The 19,031-nt window shown below is 72.1% G+C and carries 17 protein-coding genes; 4 read left to right on the plus strand and 13 right to left on the minus strand.

Annotation, left to right across the window (positions count from 1 at the left end):
* Nucleotides 1–17: 17 nt before the first annotated feature.
* The 8 genes from ACWGJM_RS09120 to ACWGJM_RS09155 form a co-directional block, all read right to left on the minus strand.
* On the minus strand, nt 18–518 hold the full coding sequence (locus ACWGJM_RS09120) for a flavin reductase family protein (RefSeq protein WP_453411007.1): 501 nt from the start codon (nt 516–518) through the stop codon (nt 18–20).
* Complete coding sequence (locus ACWGJM_RS09125) at nt 515–2,137, minus strand: amino acid adenylation domain-containing protein (protein WP_453411008.1); 1,623 nt, start codon at nt 2,135–2,137, stop codon at nt 515–517. The genes ACWGJM_RS09120 and ACWGJM_RS09125 overlap by 4 nt, the downstream gene beginning before the upstream one ends.
* Nucleotides 2,138–2,142: 5 nt before the next feature.
* On the minus strand, nt 2,143–2,466 hold the full coding sequence (locus ACWGJM_RS09130; RefSeq protein ID WP_453411009.1) for a hypothetical protein: 324 nt from the start codon (nt 2,464–2,466) through the stop codon (nt 2,143–2,145).
* 109 nt (nt 2,467–2,575) lie between these two features.
* Nucleotides 2,576–2,833, minus strand: coding sequence for an acyl carrier protein (locus ACWGJM_RS09135; RefSeq protein ID WP_453411010.1), 258 nt, complete (start codon nt 2,831–2,833; stop codon nt 2,576–2,578).
* A 77-nt stretch (nt 2,834–2,910) separates the two neighbouring features.
* On the minus strand, nt 2,911–4,230 hold the full coding sequence (locus ACWGJM_RS09140) for a type III PLP-dependent enzyme (protein ID WP_453411011.1): 1,320 nt from the start codon (nt 4,228–4,230) through the stop codon (nt 2,911–2,913).
* Nucleotides 4,223–5,773, minus strand: coding sequence for a class I adenylate-forming enzyme family protein (locus ACWGJM_RS09145; RefSeq protein ID WP_453411012.1), 1,551 nt, complete (start codon nt 5,771–5,773; stop codon nt 4,223–4,225). Before ACWGJM_RS09145 ends, ACWGJM_RS09140 begins: the two co-directional genes overlap by 8 nt.
* On the minus strand, nt 5,770–7,035 hold the full coding sequence (locus tag ACWGJM_RS09150; RefSeq protein ID WP_453411013.1) for an acyl carrier protein: 1,266 nt from the start codon (nt 7,033–7,035) through the stop codon (nt 5,770–5,772). The genes ACWGJM_RS09145 and ACWGJM_RS09150 overlap by 4 nt, the downstream gene beginning before the upstream one ends.
* Nucleotides 7,032–7,304 (minus strand): phosphopantetheine-binding protein, encoded by a 273-nt coding sequence (locus ACWGJM_RS09155; protein ID WP_453411014.1) that lies wholly within the window; start codon nt 7,302–7,304, stop codon nt 7,032–7,034. The genes ACWGJM_RS09150 and ACWGJM_RS09155 overlap by 4 nt, the downstream gene beginning before the upstream one ends.
* A gap of 742 nt (nt 7,305–8,046) precedes the next feature.
* Between ACWGJM_RS09155 and ectA the strand changes: the two genes are divergently transcribed.
* The 3 genes from ectA to ACWGJM_RS09170 are packed head-to-tail and all read left to right on the plus strand — an operon-like array spanning nt 8,047 to nt 9,907.
* The gene (gene ectA / locus ACWGJM_RS09160; protein WP_453411015.1) at nt 8,047–8,580 is read left to right on the plus strand and encodes a diaminobutyrate acetyltransferase; all 534 of its coding nucleotides are present in this window, start codon (nt 8,047–8,049) and stop codon (nt 8,578–8,580) included.
* Entirely contained in the window at nt 8,577–9,470 is an 894-nt protein-coding gene (locus tag ACWGJM_RS09165) for an enoyl-CoA hydratase-related protein (RefSeq protein WP_453411016.1), read from the plus strand. The genes ectA and ACWGJM_RS09165 overlap by 4 nt, the downstream gene beginning before the upstream one ends.
* The gene (locus ACWGJM_RS09170) at nt 9,467–9,907 is read left to right on the plus strand and encodes a hypothetical protein (protein WP_453411017.1); all 441 of its coding nucleotides are present in this window, start codon (nt 9,467–9,469) and stop codon (nt 9,905–9,907) included. Before ACWGJM_RS09165 ends, ACWGJM_RS09170 begins: the two co-directional genes overlap by 4 nt.
* Before the next feature lie 31 nt (nt 9,908–9,938).
* Here ACWGJM_RS09170 and ACWGJM_RS09175 read toward each other — a convergent pair whose 3' ends face one another.
* Nucleotides 9,939–10,640, minus strand: a complete 702-nt coding sequence (locus ACWGJM_RS09175; RefSeq protein ID WP_453411018.1) for a haloacid dehalogenase type II — start codon at nt 10,638–10,640, stop codon at nt 9,939–9,941.
* A gap of 217 nt (nt 10,641–10,857) precedes the next feature.
* Here ACWGJM_RS09175 and ACWGJM_RS09180 point away from each other — a divergent pair, with 217 nt between their 5' ends.
* The gene (locus tag ACWGJM_RS09180) at nt 10,858–11,451 is read left to right on the plus strand and encodes an isochorismatase family protein (protein WP_453411019.1); all 594 of its coding nucleotides are present in this window, start codon (nt 10,858–10,860) and stop codon (nt 11,449–11,451) included.
* 862 nt (nt 11,452–12,313) lie between these two features.
* Here ACWGJM_RS09180 and ACWGJM_RS09185 read toward each other — a convergent pair.
* The 4 genes from ACWGJM_RS09185 to ACWGJM_RS09200 form a co-directional block, all read right to left on the minus strand.
* On the minus strand, nt 12,314–14,539 hold the full coding sequence (locus tag ACWGJM_RS09185) for a haloacid dehalogenase-like hydrolase (RefSeq protein WP_453411020.1): 2,226 nt from the start codon (nt 14,537–14,539) through the stop codon (nt 12,314–12,316).
* A 794-nt stretch (nt 14,540–15,333) separates the two neighbouring features.
* Nucleotides 15,334–17,682: an ABC transporter permease gene (locus ACWGJM_RS09190; protein ID WP_453411021.1), complete on the minus strand. Its 2,349-nt coding sequence runs from the start codon at nt 17,680–17,682 to the stop codon at nt 15,334–15,336.
* Nucleotides 17,679–18,371 carry an ABC transporter ATP-binding protein gene (locus tag ACWGJM_RS09195; protein WP_453411022.1) on the minus strand — a complete coding sequence of 231 codons (693 nt, stop codon included), beginning with the start codon at nt 18,369–18,371 and terminating at the stop codon, nt 17,679–17,681. Before ACWGJM_RS09195 ends, ACWGJM_RS09190 begins: the two co-directional genes overlap by 4 nt.
* Nucleotides 18,368–18,892 carry a PadR family transcriptional regulator gene (locus ACWGJM_RS09200; RefSeq protein WP_453411023.1) on the minus strand — a complete coding sequence of 175 codons (525 nt, stop codon included), beginning with the start codon at nt 18,890–18,892 and terminating at the stop codon, nt 18,368–18,370. Before ACWGJM_RS09200 ends, ACWGJM_RS09195 begins: the two co-directional genes overlap by 4 nt.
* Between the last annotated feature and the right edge of the window lie 139 nt (nt 18,893–19,031).

Consider the following 19,031-nt stretch of genomic DNA (forward strand, 5'->3'; position numbering starts at 1 on the left):
TGTGGGTACGGGTCGGATCAGCGGGCCACGGCGTGCTGGTGACGCTGGTAGAGCACCAGGGCGCGGGCGGCGGGGTCCTGCGCGGTCCACAGGGCCCGGCCGATCAGCAGGGTGTGGTCGAGCGCGGTGGGCGCCTGGTCGAGCCGGCACACCACGGTGGCGGCCGTTCCCTCCAGGGCCGGACAGCCCGCCACGTCCCGGTGGGGGACACCCTCGAAACGCTCCGAGGTCGGCAGCCGGGCGAAGCGGTGCACCAGCTCCCGCTGCTGCCAGCTGAGGATGTTCACCGCGAAGCCGCCGTGGGCACGGGCGTGCCCCACGGTGCGGCCGTTGCTGGCGAGCGAGACGAGTACCGAGGGTGGCTCGGTGGACAGGGAGAGCACCGCGGTCGCAGTGCAGCCGACCGGGCCGTCGGGGCTGCCGGTGGTGACGACGGCGACGCCGGTGGCGAGCTGTGCCATGGCGGAGCAGAACTCCTCATGGCCGGGCAGCGCGATGCGGGTGGTGGGCGCGGTCACCGGGTTCCTTCCGGTTGGGGGGCGCGGCGGGCGGCGGTTGCGGTCCGGTCCGCGGGGACGGGGCGGGATGCGCGGGGCGCGGCCGGGCGGGCCGTGTCCAGGGCGGCGAGGACGGCGTTGCGGTCGGTCTTTCCGTTGAGGTTGAGCGGCAGCTCCGGCAGGCGCAGCAGGGTGCGGGGCACCATGTAGGCGGGCAGCCGCCCGTGCAGGGCCGCGAGCAGCGGCGCCGGATCGGGCGCGTCGCCGGTGTAGACCGCCTCCAGGACGGGAGTGGACCGCTCGGTGCGGGCCACGACGACGGCGTCGACGACGCCGGGGCGCGAACGTAACGCGTGCTCGATCTCGCCCAGTTCGACCCGGTATCCGCTGATCTTGATCTGGTTGTCGAGGCGTCCCAGGTGGACGAGACCGTCCTCACCCCGTGCCACCCGGTCCCCGGTCCGGTACCAGTGGGCCTCGGTCAGCGGCCCGCCCTCGTAGGGGGTGAGGCCCGTGTCCGGCTCACCGGAGGCGAACCGTCCCGGGTCGTCCGCCGGGTCCAGGTAGCCGGGGAACCGCTGAGGGCCGCGCACCAGGAGCTCTCCCTCGTCGGCGGGGCGCATCCGCTCGTCGACCACCAGGGTCTCGGCGCCGGGGTGGGCGGTGCCGATGGGCAGGGTGCCGTTGGTGGTGCGCGGCCAGTGGGCCGGGTCGGCGGGGAGGCGGTAACCGGTGCAGGTGACGGTCAGTTCCGTGGGGCCGTAGAGGTTCTCCAGGCGCGCCCCGGGGGCGGCCGCGGCGAAGGACCGGGCTTGCTGCACGGTGAGCGGCTCCCCGGCGAAGGCGGCGTAGCACAGCGTCGGCATGGCGTCCGGCGACAGGCGCCGCAGCCGGGCCGCGAGCGAGACGACCGACGGCACGGAGAACCAGTGGGTCAGCGCGTGCCGCCGCACGAACCCGGCCGGATCCATCAGTTCGTCCCGGGTGGGTACGACGAGGGCCGCGCCGGTGCTCCAGGCCACGAACATGTCGAACACGGACGGGTCGAAGGTCAGATCGAAGGTCTGCGAGAAGCGGCTGTCCGGTCCGGCCCCGGTCCGCTCGACCGCGTGGTCGAGGTAGGCGGCGGTCTGGGCGTGCCGGATCACCACGCCCTTGGGCCGGCCGGTTGAACCGGAGGTGAACAGGATGTAGGCGGTGTCCTGCGGGCCCGGGCCGGCCGCACCGCGCAGGTCCGGCCCGTCCGCCGGGTCCGTCAGGGCGACCGGTACGAGCGGCGCGGCCCGCCCCGCCGGGGCGGTGTCGCCCGCCGCGTCCGCCAGGACCAGTGTCGCCCCGGCCTGCCGTACGACGGCCTCGTTGCGGCCCGGCGGGGCGGCCGGGTTGAGCGGCACCACCGCGGCCCCCAGCCGCTGCACCGCCAGATAGGCGGCGTACGTCACGGGTGTCCGGCCCGCCAGCAGGGCGATCCTGCGGGGCGGCGGCGCGCCGCCACCCAGCCGGGCGGCCAGTGCTTCGGCCCGCGTGCGCAGCTCCGCGTAGGTCAGCGTCGTGGAACCGGCGGTGAGCGCCGGGCGGCCCGGGTGGCGGCCGGCCGTGCGGGCGAAGCGGTCCCACAGGGTGAGCGTGGACGTCGGCACCGCGATCAGCCTCCCTGGCGCACATGTGACGGCGCGTCGGCGACCCTCGCCGTGGGGATGCCGTAGCCGTGGGCGGCGTGCAGGGGCGAGGCCGCCGCCTCCAGTTCCGCCAGCGCGGTGAACGCGCCGGTGACCAGGGACGGGCGGGGGCGGCCCCGGCGTGCCGAGTTGGCGGCGAACCGGAGCATGCGGGGCAGCTCGCGCCACTTCGCGGTGGTGGCGTCGACGGCCCGGCGCTCCGCCGGGGACAGCGCCGCGCCCGCAGCCGCCAGCAGGTGCGCGTCGCGGAACACGTGGTGCTGCGCCGCCGCCCAGACGTCCTCCAGCACGCCCTGCGAGCCGTCGCCCTCCAGGTCCGCCAGTACCAGCCGCGCGGTCTCCTCCAGTGCGGCGGCCCCGCTGGCGCCAGACGTGTGGACAGCGCGGGATCGAGGGCCTTCACGGGGCGTCCGTCAGGGAGCCGGAGCGGGCGCCTTCCACGGCCGCCCACAGGCTGCCGGCGGTCTCGAAGTTGGCGTCCGTGAGCTGGTCGTCGGGGAGGGTGACCCCGCAGTTGTCCTCCAGGTCGAAGACGAGGTCGATCGCCTGCATGGAGTTGAGCCCCAGGTCGCGCAGCCGGTCCTCGGGCCGCAGCTCCTGCTCGGGGGTGAGGTAGCGCAGGTGGGGGCGGAGGGTGTCGACGAAAGCCTGGTCCATGGTGGTTCTCCTGTCGGGTGAGTGGGCTGTGTGCGGTGTACGGGCCGCCCCGGGCGGTCCCGGGGCGCTGGGCGGGATCAGCCGCCGCGGCGGACGAAGACCAGCCGGTCGCTGCGCAGCACCCGGTCGCCGTCGGTGACGATCTCCAGCGGGGCCGGATGGCCGAGGAAGAGCGCGAGGCTGGCGTGCAGGCCGTAGGCGCCGGTGTTCGGTACGGCGAGCAGGTCACCGGGGGCGACGGCGGGCAGCGGGTGCGAGCGGGCCCAGGTGTCGAGCGGGGTGCACAGGGGCCCGCAGATCATGGCGGGGCCGGGTGGTTCGGCGGTGCCGTCCGCACCCGTGTCCCCGGTCCCGGCGTGCTGGGCTGCGGCGCCGTCCGGTCGGACCAGCTCGGGGTGCAGCGGCGGCACCCGGCGCAGCCCGGCCATGCCGCCGAGGTGGTTGATGCCGGCGTCCAGGACCACGACGCGCTGCCCGTGGGAGTTCTTCACGTCCAGCACGCGGGTGACCAGACGGCCGCAGGTGGCCGTCAGGTAGCGGCCGGACTCGAAGGCCACCGTGGGCGTGTGCTGCCGCCAGCCGGGCAGTGCCTCGTCCAGTTCGCCGGCCAGGCGGTCGGCGAGCCCCGGGTAGGCGGGCAGTTCACCGGCGCGCGCATAGGGGGCGCCGAAGCCGCCGCCGAGGTCGATGGTGTGCAGGGGCACCGCGAGGGCCTCCCGCAGGGTGCGGGCCACGGTGATCGCCTCGCTGAAGGAGTCGCCGAGCGCCTCCTCGTCGGCGATGTTGGTCGCCAGGTAGAGGTGGAGGCCGCCGATCCGGGCGTGCGCGCCGCCGGTGTACCACTCGGGGCGGGCGGTGATGTCGTCGGCGTCGGCGCCGAACGCCGAGGGGTCGCCGGTCATCCGCAGCCCGGCCGCACGGCTGCCGCCACCGGGGTTGACGCGCAGCAGGTAGGTGACGCTCGTGCCGTGCCGGCCGGCGGCGCGGTCGAGCTGGCCGATGCCGTACGTGGAATCCACGGCGAAGTCGCGGACCCCCGCCCCGAGCGCCCTGTCCAGGTCCTCGTCGCGTTTGCCGGGGCCGGTGTAGAGGATGTCGTGGGCCGGCACCCCGGCTTCCAAGGCGGCGTCCAGTTCGCCGGGCGAGCTCACCTCGGCCCGGCAGCCGAGGCCGTGCAGCGTGGACACCACGGCCGGGTGCGGGTTGGCCTTGAGGGAGTAGTACAGCCCGCTCGGCCCGGGCAGCCACGACATCAGCCGGGCGTGCGCGGAACGCACCTCGGACAGGTCGTAGACGTACGCCGGGGTCGGCGTACCGGGCGGAAGGGACGCTCGGGACGGTCGTGGAGCGCGGACGCGTCGGGTCGCGGGTCCGCCGTGCACCGCGGTGTCAGTCACGGCCGGCCTCCGCGAGCTGCCCGGCCAGGACGGCCTTCGCGGTCTTTCCGTTGGCGTTGACGGGCAGCGTGTCGACCGAGTGGCACACCCGGGGCACTTTGTAGTCCTCCAGGTGCTCACGCAGCCGGGGGAGGACCGTGGCGGGGTCGGCCGTGCCGGTGACCACCAGGACCGCTTCGGGGCGCGTGCCGTCGGGCGTCAGGACGGCCGCGGTGTCCACGTCCGGCAACCGGCGGGCGGCGGCCTCCACTTCGATGGCGCTCACCCGGAAGCCGTCCTGCTTGTAGATGTCGTCGCGCCGGCCGGCGAAGTACAGCCGCCCCTCCTCGTCGGTCCAGCCGTAGTCGCCGGTGCGCAGTTCGGGGAAGAGGCCGTCGCGCCGGGGGAAGCGGGTGGCGGTGAGTTCGGGACGGCGCCAGTAGCCGGCCATCACGTTCGGTCCGCGCACGGTGATCTCGCCGACCTCCCCGGCCGGGAGCCGTTCGCCCGCCTCGTCGACCACGAAGACCTCGGTGCCGGTCAGCGGCAGCCCGCAGCTGCCGGGGCGGACCAGGTCCTCGTCCGGTTCGGCGATGGTGAGCCGCTTGCACTCGGTGAGTCCGAACATCAACTGCACTCGCAGTCCCGGCAGTTCCTCGCGCAGTCCGTGCGGGATGTCGGCGGGCAGCGCGGCGCCGGTGTTGGTGAGCAGCCGCAGCGGTGGCCGCTCTCCGTCGCGCCGGCGGCGCAGCAGCCTCAGCAGCGCGGCTGAGACCGGCGGCACGGCCGGCAGCACGGTCGCCCGGCTGCCTACGAGGTTGCCCAGGAGCGCCGGGCCGGACTCGGTGGCCGAGCCGAGCCACACGTGGCTGCCCGCGAGCGCGGAGAGGAAGACCTGGTACAGGCCGTAGTCGAAGGACAGCGGCAGCGGACAGTAGACGACGTCGTCGGCGCGGTACGCCAGCCGCTCGGCGATGGCGTGGACGGCGAACATCATCTGCTGGTGGGTGGACACCACGGCCTTGGGCATCGCGGTGGTCCCGGAGGTGTAGATCAGGCACACCGGATCGACCGGAAGCGGGCCGCCGGCCGCGGTGGAGCCGTCCGTGCGGGCGGCCTCCGCCCCGTCCCCGGTGCGGTCCGCCGGTGCGGTGTGTGACAGGACGTCCAGGTCCTCGGGGGCCGCCGCGGCGACGCCCGCCTCGCGCACGGCCTCCCGGGTGGCGGGCGACGCGGCGACGGCGAGGGCCGGCTCGCAGTCGGCCAGCACATGGCGCAGTACGTCGCCGCGCACCTGGTCGTGCAGGACGGAGAAGACGACGCCGAGCCGGGAAGCCCCGAACAGCAAGGGCACCAGGACGGGGCCGCTGTCGCTGGTCACCACCATTCGGTCGCCGCGGCGCAGCCCGCGGGCCCGTAGCTCCGTCGCGCAGCGGTGGCTCGCCCGGACCAGTTCGGCGCGGCTGAGGGTGAGTTCGCCGCAGGTGACCGCGGGGGCGGTGGGCCCGGTGGCCGGGGCGTCGAGGAGTTCGTGCAGCACAGTGGCGTGCGGGCGGGTGCTCACGCGTGCGCCACCGCCGCTCCCACGGTGGTGCGCAGCACGAGGCCGACCAGACCGTCGACGCGCCGCAGAACGGCCGGATCCAGGTCGCCGGGGGCGAATTCCACGCCGTAGGCGTCCTCCAGCCGTTCCACCGTCTCCACCATCTGGAAGGACGCGAATCCCTCCAGCCGGCTCAGGTCGTCGGTGGCGGCGACCGCCTCGGGGGCGGCGCCCAGGACATCGGCGACGGTGTCCACCACCGTCCGGCGCACCTGTGCGGGTTCGTGTCGCATGACCTCTCCTGGTCGGTCGGCGGCTGCGGCCACGGCGAACTCGGCGTCCGCTCGCAGCAGTTCGGTGAGAGTGGTGTGGATCTGCGGGGGTACGGGGCGGCCGCGCTGCACCCGGCGTGCGGCCAGGTAGCACTGGCCGGCCAGGGTGTCCCAGGCAGTGGCCCGGTCGGCGGCGGTGCGTGCGCGGGACGAGCCGGGCGCGTGCCGGTCCGCCCAGGCGGCGTGCAGCCGTCGTGACCGGCTCAACAGCCAGGTCTCCAGCAGCAGCGCCGCGCACGCCTCCTGCTGGTCCGGGTGGTCACGGAAGGCGGCGGCGTAGCGTTCCGGACCGTCACCGGCCAGCAGCAGGGCCGCGTCCTCGGCGTTGCGGGCGAGGGTTTCGGACACCGGCGGCCGGGCGAGGGCCCCGCTGCGTACCGTCACCGGCAGGGTGGGCGAGCCGTCGAACAGCGCGGCCGCCTCCGCGCGGTCGTGGGCGCACACCACCGGCTCCGCCCTGCCGTAGGGCGTCTCGTTGTCGTAGGCGTCCACCGCCTCCACGCGTGCGCCCCCGTCCACGGCCCGCAGCAGCACGCTGTGGTCCATGTGCTGGTGGCCGTGGTACGGCAGCCACGGCATGCGGTACGCGTCCCCGACCACGTACAGCGGACTGCCGTCCTTCGGCAGCAGGTCCAGCAGTGCCCGGCCGTCCGTCACGGGCGGCCCGGCCTCCAGGGCGAGCCCCAGGAGGCCGGCCATCCGTGCGATCTGCTCGGCCGGCGGCTGTTCGACGGTGGGGAGGTGCCCGGGTGCGCCGGGAGGCGGGGCGAAGCGCAGCCGGCCGCCGAGTTCGAGGTGGGCGCCCGGTCCGTGGAGCGCGTCGGCGAGGACCGCGGCGTTGACCTGGACGCAGTCCAGCGCGGTGGTGTCGATGCCCCGAATGGCTTCGGTGAGCGGGTCGGAGGCGGCGTCCGACGCCGCGGCGCAGGGGCGCTGTGCCGGCGCGCTCACGCGACACGCTCCCGGGAGGCGGGCGTGGTCCGCACGATGTCCACCAGGTCACCGACCGTGTAGACGCCGGCGAGCCGCTCGTCGGGGATGGTGAGGCCGAAGGACTCCTCGATGTCTTCGAGTACGTGCACGATCGCCATCGAGTCCATCCGGAGGTCCTGCTCCAGCCGGGTGTCGGCCGTCACCGCGGCCTCAGCGGCGGGCAGGTGTTCGGTGCGGGCCCGGAACAGTGGCGTCAGGGCGCGCAGGACGTCGTCATTGGTCATCATCAGGGATGTCTCCTCCGCGTACGGCAGCGGAAAGGGGGGCCGTTGTCCGAATATCGTCGGGAAACCGGAACATCGGTATCTGCCCGGTGTTACGAGCGGCTCGGGGCAGGATTTCCTGTCAGGACCCTACGAGGTGATGGTGCCGCGCCAACAAAGGCGTACGGAGAAAGCGGCCTGCGCGAAGAGGGTTCCGTACCAGGACGCGCACTTCATACAGCTCTCGTTCCGTCGTCGTTCCTGCGTCGGCAGGAGCTGGGCAGCGAAATTGTGTGAGAGACGTACGACTAGCCAGGCTACGGGTATCCATGCGGGCCGAACGGGGGAGTGTCCGAAAAGAAGTGCCGGAAGGATCTTGTCCATGATGATCAGGTTCCACCGCACACCTCCGCGACCTCCTGCGGAGCACTGGACGGGGCACACCGGAGATGTCGTTCCCGCGGCCCGGACCGGCCAGGAATTTGCCGTCCGTCTTTCCGGCCTTGCGTCGGCGAGCCGAGTTGTGCAAGTGTTTTGAGAGTTCTTGCTCCGGGCTCCTTTCGGCGCGCGTTCACACGGTCGTCCCCTCGACGCGATCCGCCCCTTCCTCGAAGCATCGGCAGGAGTGCCGGAAAGGCGAAAGCGCGCCCCTCCGGAACGGCAGGGAAAGAATGCCGTCGCCCATCACGCCGCGCACGACCTGATTCCCGCAGCAGTACCATCGAATTCTCGAAAGGCCCTCATGAGCGACTCCGACACTGGGCACGTGACCCTGCGCGCCCCACGTCCGGCGGACGCACCGGCGGTATGGCGCCTGGTACGCGACTCCGACGTCCTCGACACCAACAGCCTCTACTACTACAACCTCTGGTTCCGCGACTTCGCCGACACCTCCGTCGTCGCGGTGACCGACGACGGCCGGGTCGCCGGTTTCATCACCGCCTACGTACGCCCGTCCCGCCCCGGCACCCTGATGGCCTGGCAGTCGGCCGTGGACCCCGGTCATCCCGCCCCCGGGCTCGCCGTGCGGATGATGCACGAGCTCGCCGACCGCGCCGCCGGCCACGGCGTGACCTGTGTCGAGACCACCATCAACCCCGGCAATCGGGCCGTCGCCCTGATGCTGCGCAGGTTCGCTCACGAGCGCGGACTCGACGTCCGCACCGAAGTCCTCTTCACCGCCGAGGACTTTCCCCGCGACGAGGGGCACGCCCACCCGCCGGAGGTGCTGTACCGCATGACCCCCGCTGTACCGGCCCCGGCCGGTCCCCCCGCCGCGATCGCCGCGAGCGCGCGATGAGCGAGCCACCGTTCCACGTCGCCGTGGACGACGGACTGGCCCTCGTCACCGTGGTCGGCAGTGGCACGGGGAACGCCCTCGGCGGCTCCTTCTGGGACGACCTGCGGGACTTCATGGACGATGCCCGCCTGCGCGACGACATCCGCGCCGTCGCCCTCACGGGCGAGGGTGAGACGTTCTCCGTGGGCATGGACCTGCGCTGGTACGTCGTACGGCTCCGCCGGGCCCGGCGCGCACGGGACGACTCCTTCATGGACGCGGACGTACGCCTCCTCCAGCAGGCGGTGACCGCCGTCGCCGACTGTCCCAAGCCGGTGGTAGCCCTCATCGACGGCGCGTGCACCGGAGCCGCCCTCGAACTGGTCAGCGCCTGCGACATCCGCTACGCCACCCGGAACGCCTGTTTCGCCCTGCCCGAGGCCGAGTTGGGCGTCGTCGCCGACCTCGGCGGCCTGCAACGGCTCCCTCTGCTCATCAACCAGGGGCACGTGCGGGAACTGGCACTCACCGGCCGCACCATCGACGCGGCACGAGCCCTCCGCATCGGTCTGGTCAACGACGTGTACCCCGACGCCACGGCCCTGCGCCGCGCGGCCCGGCAACTCACCGACGACGTCAGCCGGCATCCCCCACACGTCATGGAGGGCATCAAACGCACCCTCGACCTTGTCCACCGGGACGCCACGAGCAAGGGCCTGGGCCACGCAGCCCGATGGAACAGCACCCGCACCGGACCCGACGACCTGGGCCGGGCCATGGCCGCCCGGCTGGGACGCTCCGCCCCGCCGCCCTCCGCCCCGCCGCCCTCCGCTCGGCCGGCCCGCCCCGCACCCGGTGCCGGCCGGCAGGGCGCACACAGCGCACCCACCCGTGAGGAGTACCTCGCATGAGCCGGTCCGTCCCGGCGCGGCCCCGGCCGCGCCCGGCCCTCGTCCGCGGCCTCGCGCCACGCTTCGCACTCATGATGTGCGACCCGCGGGTCGCCCCCGCCCTGCGCATGTCCTGTGTGGGAGACACCGTCGAAGTCCACTGTCCCGAGAGCCACATCAGCTGCCGGCTGCTGCGTCTGCCCGCCACCGGCCTACTGCTGTGTGCCTTCCACGTCACTCACCTCGCCCTGGACGGCTCGGCCGAGGAATGCCACCGCATGGACCTCGTCCTGGACGGCACTCCCGGATCCGCCGCACAGCGCGAAGCCGTGCTGCGCAGGATCCATGCCTTCCGGTGCGCGGCCACCGCCTCCCGCGTCCGGACCGCCACCCGCGTCCTGCGGCCCGCGGGCTCCCCGCGCCCGCCGCTCGGCCACGCCTGCCTGGCCGCGGCGTGAGGAAGACGACGCGGGAACCCCACTCGCACGGTCAGCCGAGGAGACCCCCCGCACCGTCGAGCTGGTCGGCCAGATCGGCCAGACCGTCGGCGTACACGTCGAACTCGTCCCCGGAGGTGGGCGGATCGCCCACGGGCCGGGCGACGTACGCGCAACGCAGACCCTGCTCCTGCGCCCCGCGCAGGTCCCAGGCGTGGGCGGCGACCATGAGCAGCCGCTCCGGCGGTCGCCCCGACGCGTCGACGGCCAACCGGTAGACGGCGGGGTCCGGCTTGTACGTCCCGGCCTCCTCGGCGGACAGCAGCAGATGCCAGCGAAGGCCGGCCCGGGCGCTCAGCTCCAGCAGCGCCGGCCGGCTCGCGTTCGACAGCCCGATCACCGGGAGGCGTTCCGCCAGTCGGCCGAGTCCCGCCACGGTGTCGGGCCACGGCGGAAGCCGGCGGCCCGACAGGGCCAGCACCGTCACAAGAGCGGGATCTGCGCCGACGGCGTCGACCACGCCCCGGGCCGCCTCCCGGTCCAGGACGTCGCCGGGGACGTACGGGCGGGCGCCCGCGCGGATGCGGAGCTGCTCGCCGTCGACGTGCTGCTGCCACAGCGAGGCGAGCGCCTCGACCTCGGACGCCCCGAGCGTCGGGTCGAGGCGGCGGATTCCGGCGCGGATACCGGCAGGCTCGTCGACGAGCGTGCCGAGCACGTCGAAGACGAGGGCATCGATGTCGAGGTGCGGCATGAAGGGCTCCTGGACGCGATGGGGACAGTGCCGGAGCGTACACGCCGAACGGGCTGTGGATGGCCCGGTCCCGGTTCCGGGCCTTCCACAGTGGTGCCCGGCATGGGGCCACCCGTTCGGCGTAGCTGGTCGGGCGCTGCCTGCTGTGATCGCCCAGCATCGGAAGGGTTCCGCAGTGGTTCTTTCCTGTGTTCCACCGTGCTGAGAGGCGGTCGTGATGAGCCGGAGCTTGATCGTGGTGGACGTGCAGAACGACTTCTGCGAAGGGGGCAGTGTTCCCGTCGCGGGAGGGGCGCGGATCGCCTCGGCGATCGCGGACCTGGTTGAGCACAGTGCGGGGCGTCACTACCGGTACGTTGTGGCCACCCGGGATCATCACATCGATCCGGGCAGCCATTTCTCCCAGACCCCGGATTTCCGGGACAGCTTCCCCGTCCACTGCGTGGCAGGAGGCGAAGGAGCCGATTTCCATCCCCACTTCGCACCCGTCGTCACGGGCGGCAAGGTGCACGCTGTTTTCTTCAAGGGCGCCCACAGCGCCTCCAAGAGCGGCTTCGAAGGCGCGGACGCGGAGGGAACCTCCCTGGCGGAATGGCTGCGCATCCGCGGGGTCAAGGACGTCGACGTGGTGGGCATCGCTACGGACCACTGTGTGCGTGCGACCGCCCTGGATGCCGTCGCGGCCGGCTTTCGCACGCGCGTGCGCCTCGACTACTCGGTCGGGGTTGCCCCACACACGACAGCTGCTGCCCTGAACGACTTCCGCCAGGCCGGCGTCGCGGTTTCGGGCAAGGCATCCGTACCGGAATAGTCCGGGCACCGGTTTTTCAGGAAACCCGTCGTCGGTTGAGGAGCGCGTCCGTCGGGGCAGCCGTACGGCGAGCGCCTTCGGGTGCCGGGCGGCGCCGATGAACCCGATCATGGCCGCGTTGAGCCTCGCCGAGCTGACGGGTGAGCTCAGCAATCCGGGCCAGTGCCTGGGCCGGCTCGCTCTCCATACGCTGATTGTCCGCGACGAGTTCGTCGACGCGGGCGCCGAGACCGGCTGCGCGGAACGGAGAGGTGTGAGCGCGATCGAACGCCGGACGATCCTCACGGGTCCGACCAGCGCCAGACGGCACCGGCTCCCTTCTCGTAGATGCGGGTGCCCCGCTTCCCTCGGGCAGGGAGCGGGGTGCCCCTGCGCGCGGGGCCGGGCTACGTCAGGGCGAAGCGCCAGGATCCGGAGCGGCTCTGGCGGTTGGAGTAGTAGCTGGTGAAGGCAGTGTTCGTATCAAGACTGGATCCTCCGCTTCTGGCAGCGCGCGGGCGAGGATCACCACCTGCTGAGGACGAAGCCTTCCGCTTCGGCCCGAGCACGCCGACGGGCCCGTACCCGTGGCTGCCACCGCACCAGGACCGCGTCCTCGATCGCCCGCCCGGACCTGCGCAGGACGCGGCGGGCGCCGCGCTCCCGGCTTCTTCGTCACCCACCGCTGCACCGTGCGCTGTGAAACCCCCAGCAGGGCGGCCACCTCCGGGTGGAACCCTGATGTGCCGTGGGCAGAAACCGCAGGCGGGCCTCGGCGCTCAAGGGAACGGGGCGTCTGTCCCGGCGTGCGGCTGTGGCCGGATGTGCACAGCACATGGTGCGACAGCCGCGTTTCGCCTTTCGAGCCTGGTCGGGTGTGGGTTCAAACGTAGTGGGTGAGGGCGAGGAGGACGAAGATGTCGGTGAGGACGGGGATGGTGTAGCGCAGGGGCCGGGGGGCGGCCTGGTCGGACGGTGAGGTGTATCCGCCGTCGGGGTTCTGCCGGCGCAGCAGGTGGTGCAGGCCCGCTTGGACGGTGGGGTGGTTGCGGTGGGTGGAGGCGAGCGCGGTGAGGGTGTAGGCGGTGCTCATCGGGTCGCTGTCTTCTCCGGGGGTCTGGCCCCAGCCGCCGTCGGAGTTCGGGGTGACAAGCAAGCGCTGGTGGATGGAGTCGATGGCCGGCCCGAGGCGCCCTTGATGGCTTGCGGGGTTGCGGTGGTGGGCGGGGGTGAGGGCGTTCAGGGCGCGGAGCATGGCGTTGGCTTCGCTCAGACTCCAGCTGCGTTCGAAAGTGCCGTCGGTTTTCTGCGTGGTGAGGAGGTAGGCGGTTGTCCGTTCCAGCAGGGTGGCGTGGGCGAAGCGGTAGGGGTGCAGGGCGGTGATGGTGTTGGCGGTCATGGTCGGTTCGGAGGGCTGTCCGGGCAGATAGGTGGGCATCCCGCCGTCCTCGCCCAGGTGCGCCGCCAGGAACTGCCGGGCGACGGTGATGTGTGCCCGGTACCGCTCGGGATCGACCATGTGGAGGAAGGCCATGGTGTGGGTGGCGGTGTCGGTGTCGGTCTGGACGACGCCTTGGGCGTAGGCCCAGCCGCCATTGCCGGCCTGCTGGGCGGCGAGGTAGTCCGCCATGGCGTACAGCACATTCCGGTCGGCGCCGGCGCGCGCCAGCGAGAGGCCCGCGGTGGCGGTGCAGAAGATCTCCTCGCTGATGATGAAGGGCATGCCACCGTCGTCACGGACGGCCTTGGCCAGCGCCGTGACGCCGTCGTGGATGACCCGGTGGTCGGGCACCGTCCGCTGTAGCGACAGCAGTGCGAACAGGTGCGCGAACACGTTGCCCTCGATGACCCCGCGGGCCTGTCCGCGTTCGGTCAGCCGCAGCAGGCGCGCCGTCAGTTCCGGGGCGACCGGTTCCGGTACGTGCAGGTGGTGGATGGCGACTTGCCGCAGGCGGGTCCAGGTGGCCTCGTTGTGGTGCTCGAACGCGTGCGAGGGGGCGTCTACGTGGAAGGGCTCGGGAGCGACAACGGTGAGGATCGCCTCCAGGGCGAGTTTCTTGCGGTCGGAGGAGTGCTGGGCGGCGCCGGAGAAGGTCTGCTCGATGAGCCGGTGCCGGTCCGCCGGCGGGATGCCGTTCAGGGTGGCGTCGATGACCGCCGTGTCGAAGGCGTCAGCGGCGCCGCGGCTGCGCGACAGGTAGGCGTGTAGCCGGCTCTGCACGCCGGGGAGGGTGTTCGCGCGGCGTAGCAGGGTCAGCATCAGGGCCGACTCGGTGACCCGGCTGTAGCACTCGCCCGTGACGGCTCCCTGCCCGCCCACCTGGGCCAGCAGCCGCTCGGTCAGCCGACGCCTCGCGCTGCCCACCGAAGTCGCGGGGTCCGCGCGGTGGGCCGGCGGCATGCGGCGGGCCAGGGCCGGTAGGGGCACGGGCAGGGCGGCCTGGTCGCGCAGATACGTGAGCAGGCTGGTGCGGTCACACACGGGCCAGGAGCGGTGGCAGGCCAGCATCCGGAGAGCGGGCGAGGGCTCGAACGCCACGGGCCGGCCGGCCCGGCTCAGCGACGAGACGTCCCCCAAAGAGTTGCCCACCGCCAGGGAACCCGGCCAGTCGATGTGCCCGGCGCCCGCCAGTTCCTGCGCAGCCCTGTCCTTCCCGTCGGCGACCGTTGAGGCGACCCGACCGGTGAACAGCCCGTCAGCCGCCTCGAACTCTGTACCGCGAAACAGTGTCACGCCCAGCTCACAGGCAAGGTGAGCCACCATCTCCTGCGGGCCCCCCGAGATCAGCAGGGGCACATAGCCGGCCTCCTTCAACGCCCCGGCCAGCGGCATGGCGAAGGCGAACAGCCGCGCACGCTGCCGCTGCCACAGCCGGGCCGTCACCGCGGACACTGCTCGGCACGGCACATCGGTCAGCATCGCGGCGAACAACGCGTTCATCCGCGCCGCCGCCTGAGGATCCTCCGCGTCCGAGGCCACCTGTGCCCGGCGCAGCCGCGCCAGCCGGTCTTGGGGGACGAGGCCCGCCTCGGCCAGCATGGTCGGCAACGGACCGGCCAATGCGTCGGCGATCAGGGTCTCGTCCACATCCAGCACCGCGATACGCATGCTCCGAGCTTCGCGGCCACGCCACCGCATCGACGGGGATTCCCCGTCCTGTCACCCGATCGAAGACACCGCCGCCTCGTCGACAGGTTCGGCGCCCGGGACCTGCCGGAGCGGACCTCGATCGATACGGCGGGCCCGATCCAGCCCACAAGCAGCATTCAGGGATTCGACGCCTTGATCGACGATCAGGTGCAGCCGGTCGTCGCGGCGGTGGGTGCCGAGAGCACAGTCATGACCCGGATGAGGCCCGGCCGGTGCGTGCCGAGGACACCTGGCGTCAATACGGCACCAGGGCGCTCACCTGCCAAGGTGGCGGTGTGGAGGCGGCCAACGCCGATTCGAAGGCAGCAACGCCGTGGCGTTTCGCCTGATCGGCGCGGCTCTGGCAGTGCTGGGTGTGCTGTACGGCGTCGGGGTGGTCGGACAGTCCGCAGTCGAAGGCCGGCAAATGGCTGCGAAGCCGACACGATGAGAGCGGTGGGCGGAAACAAGAGTGCGGCGGACTGTGGTCCTGCGCCTCGTGTGGCCGGAGAGCCCTGTTGACTGAGAACCGCGGTGTTGCCGCCTCAAGCGGCGAGGACGTCCCACAACTCCCGGACGGCACGCTCACGGTAGTACTGGGCGGGGATCGCTTCGTACAGGTCCAGGGCGCGGCGGCGGACCAGGCCGGTGCGTAGCCGTCCTGACAGCTGTGATGCCCCGGACGGTCTGGCTGACGCGCGGCCGGGGTTGCCTGCGTGCAGGGGTGGGCTCCTCCCGGCAGGAGGAGCCCACTTCGGGGGATGTGTGAGGGGTTATTCCGTGCGCAGGCCCTCCGGGCGCATCATCCGCAGCAGCGGCGGCAGACTGAGCAGCGTGACCACGCCGACCACGGCCGCGCCCACGCCGGTCATGGTCAGGACGCTCGCCCAGTCCATGGCCACCGGTGTACGGGTCATCTTCAGCAGCACCGAGCCGAGGGTGATACCCACCGTTGTGGCCAGTACGAGGCCGAGTCCGACCGGGAGGGCCGTCTGCCACAGCACCGACAGGCTCAGCGTGCGGCGCCGGGTGCCGAAGGCGACCAGCGCGGAGAGCAGCTTCCTGCGCTCGCGCAGCTGCTCCAGTTGGGAGACCAGCAGACTCGCGCCGATCAGTGCCAGCACGAAGGCGGAGCCGACGAACAGGCCGGTGCGGATGGAGGCGTACTTGACGTCCTCCTGGGTCGCCGACCAGCTGTAGGTGCGTGCCAGGGGGTCGATCCGGGCGACGACGTTGCGTATGTACTCCCGTGAGTCCGGCACCGACGGGTCCAGACGCAGGTAGACCCCGTCCGAGAACAACGCGGGCGCGGCCTTGGCGGGCAGGGCGGCGGGGGTGACCAGCAGACCGTTGGAGTCCTGCAATGAGTCCTTGCGCGCGTCCACCACCCGCACGTTCGCCGGAACGGTCCACGGCACCTCGATGCCGGGTTCGGTGGCGTCGTCGTACGACGGGTCGATGTAGAGCTGCCGACCGGGCTTCACCACGGCGATTTCGTCGGCGTTGCTGGGGGAGGCGTAGTGGCTCCTCGTTCGCGTGATGAACACGTCGCCGTCCTTGCAGGAGGGCAGCGTGGCGAGTTCACGCAGGGCGGTGCAGTTACCCACGGTCAGGCCGTTGGTGTTCTTCGGGTTGCGACGCGCATCCCCGTACTCCGAGATGGCCAGGGCCACTGCGGCCCGTACCCCCTTGCTGCCGGTGAACTCGCGCTCGACACCGGACAGCGGCTTGCGGTCGCTGAAGTCGACCTGCATCTGGACCCGGCCGGGGTCCTTGCCGGTGGTCTTGGTGTACTGGCTCTGCGTTCCCGTGAACAGCATCTGGAGGGCGATGGCTCCGGCCACGGCGACGGCGATGCCGTTGACCATGCGTGCGGCGGTTCCGCTGCTCAGCTGTAGCCGTCGTACCGCGAGCTGCCAGGAAAGCGCGCCCTTGCCGAGGCGGACGACGACCGCCTCCACGACCCAGGGGAGCAACGCGGTGATGCCGATCAGCAGCAGCAGCACGCCGCCGATGACGAGGTACTGGTTGAAGTCGCCGTTCTTGCGGCCCTTGCCGATCATCGGATAGAGCATCGCGAGGCCGGCCAGCGGCGGCAGCAGCCGCCACCACAGCCGGCGGCGGCGCTGCTTGGCCGTGCGCACGACGCCAAGCGGTTCCACCACCACGCCGCGCATCGCGAGCAGCGTGACGAGTACGGCGGCGACCGGGATCGCCACCGCGACCAGCACGGCGAGCGCGGGGGAGGGATCGAGGTAACTGGGCCAGACGCTCACGCCCAGCACCTCGGTGGAGCCCAGCGTCTGACGGCCGAGGAGGAAGAAGCCGGTGCCGATCACCAGGCCGAGCAGGGCTCCGGCGAGTGCTTCGCCCGCCGCGATCCGCCGGGTCATGTGGCTGTCCGAGCCGACCAGGCGCAGCGCGGCCAGCCGGCGGTCGCGGCGCTCGCCGCCGAAGCGGACGGCAGCGGCGATGAACACGGCGACCGGGGTCAGCAGCACCACGAACACGACCAGGATCATGAGCAGCAGCACCGGGTCGGTCTTCTCGGATGTCGTGTCCGGCTTGCCATACTCGGTGAGCCGGTGCACCGGTGAGAAGTCCGTGAGTTTCAGCCCCGAGGCGCCCGCGTAGTAAGCCAGTTCGTGGGAGCCGATGAGTCCGCTCTCGCCGATCGTGCCGGTGATCTTGTAGGGCAGCCGCTCCCGCAGCAGCTTGGCGCCGTCCGAGGCGAGCAGGTCCCTGAGCGCGGGGGAGACCACCATCTCGCCCTTGCCCGGGAAGCTGTCGACCCCCGGGGGCAGCGGCGCCCGCTTGCCCTCGGGCTCGACGAGCCGGCCGCGGACGTCGTCGTCGTGCCAGGTGGTGTCGGTGTCGGCGATCAGGAAGGTGTTGTCGGCCTTCGGCGGGGCCTTGTCGGAGTACGTGTTGTCGAAGCGGGCGTCCTCCACCTTGTGGCGGGCGGCGAACACGTTGGGCAGGGCGGTGCACAGCAGGAGCAGTGCCACGCCGAGACCGACGCCGACGGCGGTGAGCGTCATCCGGACCCAGCCCTCGCGTCCGCCGGTGACGGCGAAGCGGGCCCCCATGGCCAGGTCTCTGGCCCACTGGCGAGGACTCATACGGCGCGCTCCATGTCCCGGGACTTGCCGTCGCGGACGACGATCTCGCGGTCGGAGTAGGCGGCCACGCGTGTCTCGTGGGTGACGAGGACGACGGCGGCGTTGGTCGAGCGGGCCGCTTCGGTCAGCAGTTCCATCACGCGTTCGCCGTTGAAGGAGTCGAGCGCGCCGGTGGGTTCGTCGGCGAACAGCAGGCGCGGTCCGGTGACCAGCGCGCGGGCCACAGCGACGCGCTGGCCCTGGCCGCCGGAGACCTCGCCGGGACGCTTGGCCTTGAGGTCGTCGACCTCCAGGCGCTCCATCCAGCCGAGCGCGGTCCGCTCGGCGTCCTTGCGGGGCGTGCCGTTCAGCCGCAGCGGCAGGGCGACGTTCTCCACACAGGTCAGCTCGGGCACCAGCTGACCGAACTGGAACACGAACCCGAACTCGGAGCGGCGCAGCGCGCTGCGCTGGGCATCGCTCATCTTCGTCAGTTCACGCCCGTCGTAGGTGATCGACCCGGAGTCGGGCGGCACGATCCCCGCGAGGCAGTGCAGCAGCGTGGACTTGCCGGACCCGGAGGGGCCCATGATGGCGACGACCTCGCCAGGGTGTATGGAGAACTCGGCGCCGTCCAGCGCGTGGGTCGGGCCGTACGCCTTGCGCAGGTCGTACGCGGTGAGCAGGGAACCGGGGGGAGAAGTCGTCATCGGGTCACAGCCTCACGGAGTTTGTCGAGTCGGGCGGCGGTCAGTTCCAGCCAGCGCAGGTCGGCTTCCAGGTGGAACAGGGCGTGGTCGCAGATCAGCTGATCCGCCAGGTCGCCCTTGCGCTTGCGGTCGGTCAGGATGCGCATGCTGCGCAGGTGCTCGGAGCGCTGGGTGTCGAGGATCTCGGCGGCGTCGCGCCGGGTGAGCAGGGCGAGGACGACCTTGGTGTAGAGGGTCGACTGGAGGTATTCCTCCGGCTTCTCCGGGGTCGCCAGCCACCGCTGTACGTCGGTGATGCCGGCGTCGGTGATCGCGTACCGCTTGCGCTCGGGGCCGCCGCCGGCCTCGATCCCGTCGACCTCGACGAGGCCGTTCTTCAGCAGCCGGGACATCGTCGAGTAGACCTGGCCGTAGTGCAGCGGCCGGTCGTGACCGAACTTCTCGTCGAAGGCCCGCTTGAGGTCGTAGCCGTGGCGCGGGCCGGACTCCAGGAGCCCCAAAAGGGTGTGACCGATGGACATGACCTGCACTCTACACACCGTGTATACGCAGTGTGTATACACGACGTGTATACGTCGAGTGCGCAGGTCGTGGCGGGGTGTACGACAGTGCAGGTGAGGGAGCCGGGAATTCCGATCGTCACGGTTCGGAAACAGACGG

It is taken from the genome of Streptomyces sp. NPDC054834 (assembly GCF_053611185.1).